This is a genomic window from Paenibacillus sp. 32O-W (genome assembly GCF_007679495.1).
GTDB classification, from domain to species: domain Bacteria; phylum Bacillota; class Bacilli; order Paenibacillales; family NBRC-103111; genus Paenibacillus_L; species Paenibacillus_L residui.
In genome coordinates, this window is record NZ_VEGP01000105.1 from 1 (window position 1) to 10,288 (window position 10,288).

General features: G+C 49.3%; 7 protein-coding genes. All 7 read right to left on the reverse strand.

What is annotated here, in order from left to right:
- Nucleotides 1-489: 489 nt before the first annotated feature.
- Nucleotides 490-2,493, reverse strand: coding sequence for an NAD-dependent DNA ligase LigA (gene ligA, locus FS806_RS24120; protein WP_144941768.1), 2,004 nt, complete (start codon nucleotides 2,491-2,493; stop codon nucleotides 490-492).
- A gap of 111 nt (nucleotides 2,494-2,604) precedes the next feature.
- Nucleotides 2,605-4,857: a DNA helicase PcrA gene (gene pcrA / locus FS806_RS24125; RefSeq protein WP_186328523.1), complete on the reverse strand. Its 2,253-nt coding sequence runs from the start codon at nucleotides 4,855-4,857 to the stop codon at nucleotides 2,605-2,607.
- A 58-nt stretch (nucleotides 4,858-4,915) separates the two neighbouring features.
- On the reverse strand, nucleotides 4,916-5,629 hold the full coding sequence (gene pcrB / locus FS806_RS24130; protein ID WP_144941759.1) for a heptaprenylglyceryl phosphate synthase: 714 nt from the start codon (nucleotides 5,627-5,629) through the stop codon (nucleotides 4,916-4,918).
- 379 nt (nucleotides 5,630-6,008) lie between these two features.
- Nucleotides 6,009-7,007 carry a DUF4340 domain-containing protein gene (locus FS806_RS24135; RefSeq protein WP_144941761.1) on the reverse strand — a complete coding sequence of 333 codons (999 nt, stop codon included), beginning with the start codon at nucleotides 7,005-7,007 and terminating at the stop codon, nucleotides 6,009-6,011.
- Nucleotides 7,004-8,401: a GldG family protein gene (locus FS806_RS24140; RefSeq protein WP_144941764.1), complete on the reverse strand. Its 1,398-nt coding sequence runs from the start codon at nucleotides 8,399-8,401 to the stop codon at nucleotides 7,004-7,006. Before FS806_RS24140 ends, FS806_RS24135 begins: the two co-directional genes overlap by 4 nt.
- 12 nt (nucleotides 8,402-8,413) lie before the next feature.
- A complete protein-coding gene (locus tag FS806_RS24145; RefSeq protein WP_186328524.1) occupies nucleotides 8,414-9,124 on the reverse strand; it encodes an ABC transporter permease in 711 nt (236 codons plus the stop codon).
- Nucleotides 9,111-10,151, reverse strand: a complete 1,041-nt coding sequence (locus FS806_RS24150; protein WP_144941766.1) for an ABC transporter ATP-binding protein — start codon at nucleotides 10,149-10,151, stop codon at nucleotides 9,111-9,113. The genes FS806_RS24145 and FS806_RS24150 overlap by 14 nt, the downstream gene beginning before the upstream one ends.
- Nucleotides 10,152-10,288 lie beyond the last annotated feature (137 nt).

The following is a 10,288-nucleotide window of genomic DNA, read 5'->3' on the forward strand; positions in this document are numbered from 1 at the left end:
AGTGAAGAGCGATTAGCTCATTAATTCGTTCATTCATTGACGTGGATACGGTCCGAAAACCGTATACGCACTGGCTTGTTTCGTTATTGAAATCATTTGTTCAGTTTTCAAAGAGCTTTCGTCAACCTGCTGTTTCATTTGTGGTGACAAGATAATATCTTACCAGCACTCCAGCCTAAAGTCAACTGTTTTTTATTTCCCATTTGTTGGATAGAGCAGAGAAAGCATGGACAACATTCTATTCGTCTTTCCAGCCATCCCGGACTTCCATATGGACAGTCCCGCTCCGAATGGGCGAAAACTAATATATCATGGTCCCACTCAGAAATCAATAGGAATATCTTGCCCTATACTTTTTTATAAAACCTTGTACGCCTTTTGAAACATTTATTGTATTCCTTTCTATAAAATTGCCAACTACAAAGACACCCCAACTCCCAAAAATCCGGAATTGGAGCATCTTTTTTTACGCTTTTAGCCATGTCCGGCTTATTGGCCGCTTTCTCCTAACATCTGCAAAAACTGCTGCTCATCGTCGATCACCTGGATACCTAAATCGCGGGCTTTCGCCAGTTTACTTCCGGCATTTGCACCCGCAATGACCATGTCGGTTTTCTTGGACACACTGCCAGTAACCTTTGCGCCCAACGCCTCCAGCTTCTTCGTCGCCTCATCTCTTCCGAAAGATTCCATCGTCCCCGTAATCACGACCGTTTTACCGTAGAACGGATTATTCTCGTTAATCGCTGCAGCCTGTTCCTCAATATGCGGACGCACACCTGCCGCCAGCATTCTTTCAACACTGGAACGCATCAACGGATCGGCAAAAAAGCCTACAATGCTCTCCGCTACGATCTCCCCAATATCGGGAATCTGCATCAGCTCTTCTGCGGAAGCGCTCATTACCTTGTCCAGACTCCTGTAATGATCGGCCAGTTCCTTCGCGGTCGTCTTCCCCGTATTGGGGATTCCCAGCGCGAACAGGAAAGAACCCAGATCGCAGTCCTTGCTTTTCTCAATCGCTGCCAGCAAATTACCGGCTTTCTTCTCGCCGAACCGCTCCAAACCAACTAACTGGTCGAAAGTAAGACTAAACAAATCGGCCGGATCCCTGACTCCCAGCTCCTGATAAAGCTGTTCAGCCGTAGCGACACTGAAGGTTTCGATATCCATGGCATCCCTGGAAGCAAAATGAGTGATACGACCAACCAACTGAGGAGGACATTTCAGCCGGTTAGGGCAAAAGATATGGGCGCCCCTCTGAACAAGCTCCGAACCGCAAGCGGGACATGTTTCCGGATAAAGGATTTCTTCTCCGTCCTCGGCATCCGTAGCCCGTCCTAATATTTCCGGGATGACGTCATTAGATCTTCTAATATAGACAAGGCTGCCCAAAGCATTTTTTAAATCCTTGCGTTCAATATCCCCGATATTGTTCAAGGTGCATCTTTGCACGGTTACCCCGGCCAATTCAACCGGATCCACCGTTGCCACCGGAGTCAGCTTCCCGGTCCTTCCTACTTCCCAGGAAACTGTCCGGAGAATGGTTGTAGCTTCCTCCGCCTCAAACTTAAATGCAATCGCCCAGCGGGGGAACTTCTCCGTATAGCCCAATACTTCACGGGTCCGAAGATCATTGATCTTAATCACGGCGCCATCCAGCAAATAATCCAGTTCATGGCGTTTCTCCGTAATTACGGCAAGCTCCTCCTTGACCTCCTCTATCGAGTGAACCAACCGGGTATGCGGATTTACTTTAAAACGGTTCTCGCGCAAAAATTCAAGCATCTGTTCATGGGTAGCGAAGGCTTTGGCATCCGAAAAACCGACGTTGTAGAAAAAGGCATCCAGCTTGCGGGAGGCCGTTACCGCCGGATTAAGGTTTCTAAGGGCGCCGGCTGCGGCATTCCGCGCATTCTTAAGCGGTTCCTCCGCCGTCTTGTTATATTCCTCAAGAACCGATAGGAACATCAGTCCTTCTCCTTGAACTTCAATAACTCCATCCTTATAAGGAATCGTTAGCGGTACGGACCGAATAGTCCGAACCTGCGCCAGTATCCCTTCGCCGACCGTTCCGTTTCCTCTGGTGGCCGCCTGTACCAAAGTGCCTCTATCATAAGTCAAATTTAAGGTTAGTCCGTCGAATTTCAACTCCACCACAAACGATAACGGAGGCAGCGGATGATCCGGGTTGGCTTGATTATATTGCTGGATCAGCTTCTGAATACGCTGATACCAAGCCATCAGCCCTTCTTCATTTTGAGCTTTGTCCAGACTCCATAGACGTGCCCGGTGCTTGTGAGGCTCGAACCCCTTCAGCAGCTCTCCGCCAACCCTTTGAGTAGGGGAATCGGGAAATACCGTCCCGGTCTCCTTCTCCAGCTGGACCAGACGGTCATACAGCTTGTCATAATCCGGATCGGATAATTCCGGAGAGTCCATTGTATAATACAGATAATTGTGCCGATTGATTTCCTCAATTAACGCTCTCATTTCTTTGAATTGTTCTTCCACAGGCAATTCATCCTTTCCAAATGGTCATCCCGCTTCCAAATTTGAAAATCAATGTACACAACGGATCCCCGCCGACAAGCTCTCATGATTTTATACTTTAGTAATCGGGGCGAATTTGGCAAGCAATCTCTTCACACCGACCGGTGCAGGGAAAGCGATCTGCAGCTCCATATCATCTCCGCTGCCTTTAACCGCCACAATAACGCCCGTTCCCCACTTGCCGTGCTGAACCTTGTCGCCATTATGAAAATCCGCTACGTTATTAACGGCAGGAGCCGCCGGTTTAGTACGGTTGTAAGGTTTGGCCGCGCCGGCCATTCCACCGGGCGAACGGTTCAACCCGGCGAAGGATCCCCCTTGTATCCGCCCATAGCGGTCCTCCGAAGGGGAGTCATTTTCCAGAAGCTCTTCCGGAATTTCCCGCAAGAACCGGGATGGAGGGTTACTGCTTGTGCGTCCGAATAAAACCCGCATCCGGGCACAAGATAGATACAGCTGCTCCTCAGCCCGAGTAATTCCGACATAAGCGAGACGACGCTCTTCCTCTAGCTCCGTATTGTCCATCAGCGCCCGGCTATGGGGGAACACTCCCTCTTCCATACCTATAATGAAAACAAACGGAAATTCCAATCCTTTCGCGCTGTGCATGGTCATTAATACGACTGCGCTGCCGGAAGTCCCGTCATCTTCTTTATCCATGGTGTCGATATCCGCAATCAAAGCCAGATCCGTCAGGAACGAGACAAGAGATTTATCTTCATTTCGATTTTCAAACTCCAGGGTTACGGATAAAAACTCGTCAATGTTCTCTAGTCTGGTCTTGGCTTCAATGGTTGCTTCCCGCTCCAGCTCCATACGATAGCCGGTTCGGTTCAGCATCTCCTCCGTCAGTTCGGTAACGGATAGATACTCAACCATGTAATGCAGGTTCGCAATCATCTCTCTAAATTCCCGAAGCGCCCCTTTGGCACGGGAGCTGATCTCCAGCGAATCTACATCCTCCAGCAGCGCAAAGAGGGACACTCCGCGTGCCGCCGCCTGTTCGGCTAATCGATCCAGGGTCGTATCCCCGATCCCCCGCTTCGGAACATTGACGATACGGCTGAAACTAATGTCGTCATCCGGATTTGAAATCAAACGCAGATAAGCGAGCAAGTCTTTAATTTCTTTCCGGTCATAGAACTTGATGCCGCCGATAATTTGATAAGGAATATCCGATTTAATCAAAATTTCCTCGATTACACGGGACTGCGCATTGGTACGGTATAGGATCGCATAATCGGAATAGCTTCTGCCCGCATTCCTGCCTTTATTAATCTCCGAAGCGACATAATACCCTTCGGCATGTTCCGAGTCGGCCTGGTAGAACTTGATCTTGGGACCATCTCCCTTATCGGTCCATAACTGCTTGTCCTTCCTCCCGGCATTATTCGCTATTACTGCATTGGCCGCATTCAGAATATTGGCGGTAGACCGGTAATTCTGCTCCAATAAGATCGTTTTCGTCTCCGGGTAATCCTTCTCGAAATTCAAAATATTAGAAATATCCGCCCCTCTCCACCGATAGATCGATTGGTCGCTGTCTCCTACCACACAGATCCGGTGATGCTTATCCGCAATCATCCGACAGAGCAAATATTGCGCACGGTTCGTATCCTGGTATTCATCCACATGAATGTAAAGAAATTTATTCTGGTAAAACTCCAGCACTTCCGGAACTTCCTCGAACAGCTCGATGGTCTTCATGATCAAATCGTCAAAATCAAGAGAGTTATTGCTCTTCAGTTTCTTCTGATACATCGTATAAACCTTCGCGACAATGCCTTGGAAATAGTCTCCGATTTGGCTTTCAAATCGCTCAGGGGATATTAACTCGTTCTTGGCGCTGCTGATTGCTGCCTGAATGGCCTTGGGGTCGAACTTTTTCGGATCTATGTTCAACTCTTTAACACAGGAACGGATAACCGACAGTTGATCGGCCGAATCCAGAATGGAGAAATTCGAGGTATATCCGATGCGTGAGATGTCTCTGCGAAGTATTCGGACGCACATGGAGTGAAAGGTCGATACCCAGATGTCGCGGGCGGCAGAGCCGGCCAGCTTCTCCACTCTTTCCTGCATTTCCCGAGCGGCTTTATTCGTAAAGGTAATAGCCAGTATGCTCCAGGGAGCCGCTTTGCCGGTGGCAATCAAATAAGCGATACGATGGGTTAACACCCGGGTCTTCCCGCTACCTGCCCCGGCCATAATCAGAAGCGGACCGTCCACACTCTGAACAGCCTGCTTCTGCTCCGGATTTAACTTGTCGATTGCCTGAAAAATATCATGAACAGAATTAATCATATTAATTAACCTTTCTGCTTGGATTGTTCTAGAAAGTGAAAGTCTGGAACATCTGCCGCTACTCCCGGGCATCCTCCGGACGATCGTAACGGATAGCCTCCACGGTAGCCAGCGCCTGCTCCAGATTCTCATAAATCAAATTTCCAACTACGATGGTATCCGCACAACCTGACGCCTGCCGGGCCTTGTCGGGCCCATCAATCCCGCCGCCATAGAACAACCGGGCATCCTCCAGCACTTCCCGTACTTGGGCGACCCAATCCATATTACCGAACGTACCGCTATATTCTACATAAACAATCGGAAACCGGAACAGTTTATCAGCCATTCGGGCGTAAGCCGCGAGATCCTTGTTATCCAGATTCGAATCGGCCCCGGTTACCAAGGCTGCTGTCGATTGCCCATTCATAATGATATAACCTTCCGGAATGACCGCATCCCAATTCATCATCGCCCCGTATTCCCGGATCGCTTGTTGATGATGCCCGGTTATCCATTGTCCGTCCGGTGTATTCAGAACTACCGGAATCAAATACAGGTCGAAGCCGGGTACAATCGCATCCATCGAAGATATTTCCAAAGCGCAGGGAAGCTCAAACCTTCGCACTCTTCCGAGAAGTTCAACGGTATTATCAAAGGTAACCCCCGAAGAGCCGCCTACAATAACGGCGTCTGTCCCGGATAGACATATCTTCTCCAATTGTCCATCGGAGAGGCTCCGGTCGGGATCCAGCTTAAACACGTGCTTCCATTTACGAATGTCCAATTCCACACTTATCCCTCCGCGGCAACGTTAAAATCCGCTGTCCTAATCTACTCTTCCTCAGTCTATTCCAGCGTCCGGGGAGTGTCAAATCGTTCTTAGAACATTATACTATCCGGAACAAACGTTCTCAACCCGATGACTCCTTCTGACATGCTTTTTCCCAAAAATAGTACTATTTTTTCTTTTTCAGTCCTATTTAGAAGGCGGCAACTAACCCAATCAAGTCATTTTGAAAATAGTCAAACGTAAACCTTGCCCTTGACTCCCCCTTGATCGTTTAAAACAAGAAATTCCATTGATAGCGCAAACTTGTCCGCCCCTTAATTTCTCGTCTGCATGATTAAAAAGAAAAAAACCGGGTAAATCACCCGGATTCATCATCACTTCATTCCTTGTTCCCTTCTGCCGGCTCCGCCGGAGTTTCATCCGTGCTTTCCCCGCTGGCTGCTTCCGCCGCTGAAGCCCGGGCTTGCTCGACATTATCCATTAACGCTTTCAAATCCGCCTCATTAATAGAATAAGCCCATTCATCGCCTTCTCTGACAACCAGGAATTGATCATCCTTTACCTGGCCGACGAAGCCGATTGTCTTCTCTTCCTCGCCCTTTCCTTCCTTAAGCTCCACCCTCAGCTCAGGTGTTTCCAGTTGGAGACTGCCTGCCTGCAAGGGTAATTGAGACGTAGCAATCAAAGTGAGTTTGTCCAACACCGCACTTCCGGCATTAGCCTCTAATTCCTGCCCATTCAGGCTCCATTTCGATTCATAGGCGGTCTTGTCCGGCTCCAGCTTATCCAACTGCCAGCTTTCCCCTTTCCAAGTGAACGAAAGATGATTGATTTTATTGTACTCGGCTTTAAAAACCTTCTTATCCAAAAAGTCCAGCGTTTGCTTATCCAAGCCCTGCACCGAAGTTCCGGCCAGCGAATAGACGGCGTTAGAGTCTCCCAATTTGGCGTAATATCCATCTCCTACCGGAAGCTCGCTGCCTACCACAACAGTGATAACCGATCCGTCCTTGAGCGATACTTCGAATTGACGAGCGGGGGATTCAAAGCCAAACGGCTTTAGATCCTCCGCATTCTCTTCAACCATTTCGTTATAGGGGAGCACTGTAAATGTAGAAAGCCAATTTTCCACCGTAAACCGGTTAACCGGATATCCCATCGGCTCACTCATGGTCCAGCCGCCATCACTTTTAACAAGCCGGACCGTCTCGCCTTCCGGAGAACTGATCTTGATCTCTTTCACGTCATCTGCCGCTATGGAAACCAGTTCTTTCGTTTTATTGCCCTCCGGCTCTTTAAACCAGTTTTGAGAGGACGCATACCAGAACCCGGATATACATAGGATAACCAGCACCAGCGTCGGAATAAACTTCTTCATCCCCGTCTCCTCCTCCACCAGATCAATCCGCCGCTTACCAGGAACAGAAGCGGAATAACAACTACCGTCCCTATGAAAATCGTGTTGGCCTGAGAAGCCGTAATGAATGCCTGCTGAAGCTGTGCTTCTTCACGGGGCCGGATCGTAACGGAGCTCTCCTGCTCGTTCAGCCAACCGACGCTGTTCAGGATGAAGTCCCGGTTCCCCTGCTGGTTCAGCAATGAATCGGACAAGAAGACCCCGTTTCCAATAATAACCGCCCGCGGCTGGCCTTCACTATTTTCGATAGCATAAGCCAAATCGATGGGGCCGTTCAAGTCAGCATCCGTTTTGTTCAGGTCTTCCATCCGAATCTGGCCTGACGCGAATAGCCCCAAATCTGTTTTGCCATAAGCTTTATCCGATGTTTTCAGCAGAGCCGTCGAGCTCCACTTTTCGTTAGAAGCATCGATGCTTAACCCTATGGCGCCCGGGAAGACGGCAATCCGGTTTTCATTTTTCAGCTTATCGACAATCGTATGATACTGGTATTGAGGGACAATTGTGAACGGATCACTTATTAGAGTCTGTTTTGATTCTATGATCAAAGCATGCTCGTTGGTGACCCCATAGGTCCCCAGAAGATCGTTCCAGTTGGCCCATTGCTCCATGTTTTGCGCAAGGTCCAAAGTGATCAGGAGCCGACCTTCTCCTTCCGCATAAGGCTTAAGCAAATTTTTCTCCGCCTCGGACAGATCGGATTGCGGCGAGAGAACAAAGATGGAATCCGCATCTTCAGGAACTTGCGCCTCCTGCACCAGATTCAAATCTTGAATCTCGTAGCCTTCCCCTTGCAGGCTGGAAACAAACGATGGAAGCTGCTTGCTCGTCATTTCTCCGTGCCCCGTCAAGAAGTAAAGCTTCCTTTTCTCATCGGAAGACAGACTGACCAGAGCCTGGGTGAATTTCTCCTCCCCGCTGAACGCGTAAGAGCCTTGCGTCGATCCGTAGCCGAACAGCTCATGACTGTATACATTCTTCGTCTGGCCGCCGCTTTCGAATACAATTGTACCATATTGGTTAATCTTGTATTGCTGTGCGATCGCCGGCTGCTTCACGGGATCAATGATTTCATAAGTAAATTGGCTGCTTCTCTTCTGATATTCCTGCAGCAGATCCTCCACCTGCCGGTCCATATAAGGGTCCTGGGAAGTAAAAGCTACCGCATGAACCGGTTTATCCAGCCCTTTAAGCGTCGTGACCGTCTGATCCGATAACGTAAACTTTTTATTTTCCGTCAAATCCCATTGCAATCCATTAATCGAGTGAAGGAAGATCGTGAGCAAGATGAACAGGCCGACTACGGCCAGAGACAGAACAGTCGCATTGGTCCCTTTAATCCAGTTGTTTTTCACGGTTCTTCCCCCTTATCTCCAGCGCTTTCTTTCCAACGCTTGTACGCTCAATACTATGAATACGGCAGCCAAGGTCACGTAAAACAGCACATCCGCCCAGTCCAAAACCCCTTTATTAAAATTGGACAGCCGGCCGACGATGGAGAATAGGCCGAACCATTCCTTGGAGGAATAGAACAAGCTTTCTCCGATCCAATCGATCATCCATAGACCGAGGAGCATCGCGAACCCGATAATCCCCGCCACCATTTGATGAGAGGACAAGGTGGAAGCGAACAGTCCGACAGCCATCATGGCTGCCCCCAACAGGAACAGGCTTAAATAGGTTAGCCATAGTACCGGCTGATCCAGGTCTCCAAAGGCAGACAGAATAAGAGGATAGATCAGCGCACCGACCACTAGAACCAGCTGCACGGTCAAAGCGGCCGCATATTTGCCCAGTACAATTTCCCATACGGAGGCCGGAGAAGTAAGGAGAAGCTCATCCGTTCCCTGCCGCAGCTCATCGGAAACCAGTCTCATGGTCAAGAGCGGAACAGTGAACAAGTAGACAATGAGAAGGCTGCCTAACAAAGGCCTTACGTCCACAATCGGGAAACTAAGGAAATCCAGACTGAACATCAGACCGCTGACCAGAAAATAAAACGCAAACGCTACATAAGCGGTAGGTGAATAAAAATACATTTGCAGCTCCTTACGGCAAATGGCACTAATTTTTCTCATTGTCATTCACCTCCGACTCCGATTCCGGCGCATCCTCTGTCCGGCCGATCTGATCGCCGGCATTCTCGCCCGAACCGTCTTCCTCGGTCGTAAGCTTGACGAAAATATCTTCCAGACTCAAGCTTTCTCTGCGCATCTCTACAATGGGATAGCCCAGAGCGGCCATCCGGAAGAAGAGCCCTTCCCGAATATCCTCGCGATCTCTGGAGGAAACCAGGAGTTGAACCGCGGCCTCCTGTTCTTCCCCGGCAGCCTTATCGTTGATGACTTGCACCGTTTCCACTTCTTCCATCCGTTCCAATTCTTCTCTAACGCGATCAAGCGGCCCTCTTATCTCCAGCTTTACTTGGAAGGCTTGTCCCATCGAGTGAGCGATCTGGTCGGGCCGATCATCAAGCACGACCTTGCCTTGATTGATAATCAGCACCCGGTTGCAGATCGCATTCACTTCCGGCAGAATGTGGGTGCTCAGCAGCACCGTATGGTTCTCCCCCAATTCACGGATTAATTCGCGAATCTCAATAATTTGATTGGGATCCAGACCCGAAGTCGGTTCATCCAAAATAAGCAGGTCCGGCTTATGCAAAATGGCTTGCGCCAATCCGACACGCTGCTTGTAGCCCTTGGACAGGCTGCGAATGATTTGCTTCTCTCTGCCCTGCAGTCCCAGTTTGTCTACCACCTCGCCGATCCGGGCCTTCTGCTCCTGACGGGGGATTTCCCGCAGATCGGCTACAAATTTCAAGTAAGCAGCCACGGACATTTCCGGGTAAAGGGGGGGTGTCTCCGGCAAATATCCGATTTTACGTCTAACCTTCCTGGGATGGTCCGCCATGGATTGCCCGTCGATTCGGATGCTTCCTGAAGTCGGATTCAAGTAACCGGTGATCATCCTCATCGTGGTCGTTTTGCCTGCTCCGTTAGGCCCCAGGAATCCGACGATTTCTCCCCGGTTCATCGTAAAATCTATTTCATGGACACCTCTGCGATTTTCATATATCTTGCTAACCCGATTTACTTCGAGCACCAGTAACCCTCCCCTGTCATTTGAACTTCCTTCGAGCAAATACAAACCGAATATAAAAGGACTGGACAGTGAAAAGTTCTTGTCGAAAAATTCATGGGAATAAAGGTTAAAGGTGCATACAGGAAAAGTAACCCAAT

Excerpts from the sequence above, each read along its gene's own strand:
- pcrA (WP_186328523.1), bottom strand. The coding sequence starts at position 4,857 with ATGATTAATTCTGTTCATGATATTTTTCAGGCAATCGACAAGTTAAAT.
- FS806_RS24135 (WP_144941761.1), bottom strand. The coding sequence starts at position 7,007 with ATGAAGAAGTTTATTCCGACGCTGGTGCTGGTTATCCTATGTATATCC.
- FS806_RS24145 (WP_186328524.1), bottom strand. The coding sequence starts at position 9,124 with ATGAGAAAAATTAGTGCCATTTGCCGTAAGGAGCTGCAAATGTATTTT.
- ligA (WP_144941768.1), bottom strand. The coding sequence starts at position 2,493 with ATGAGAGCGTTAATTGAGGAAATCAATCGGCACAATTATCTGTATTAT.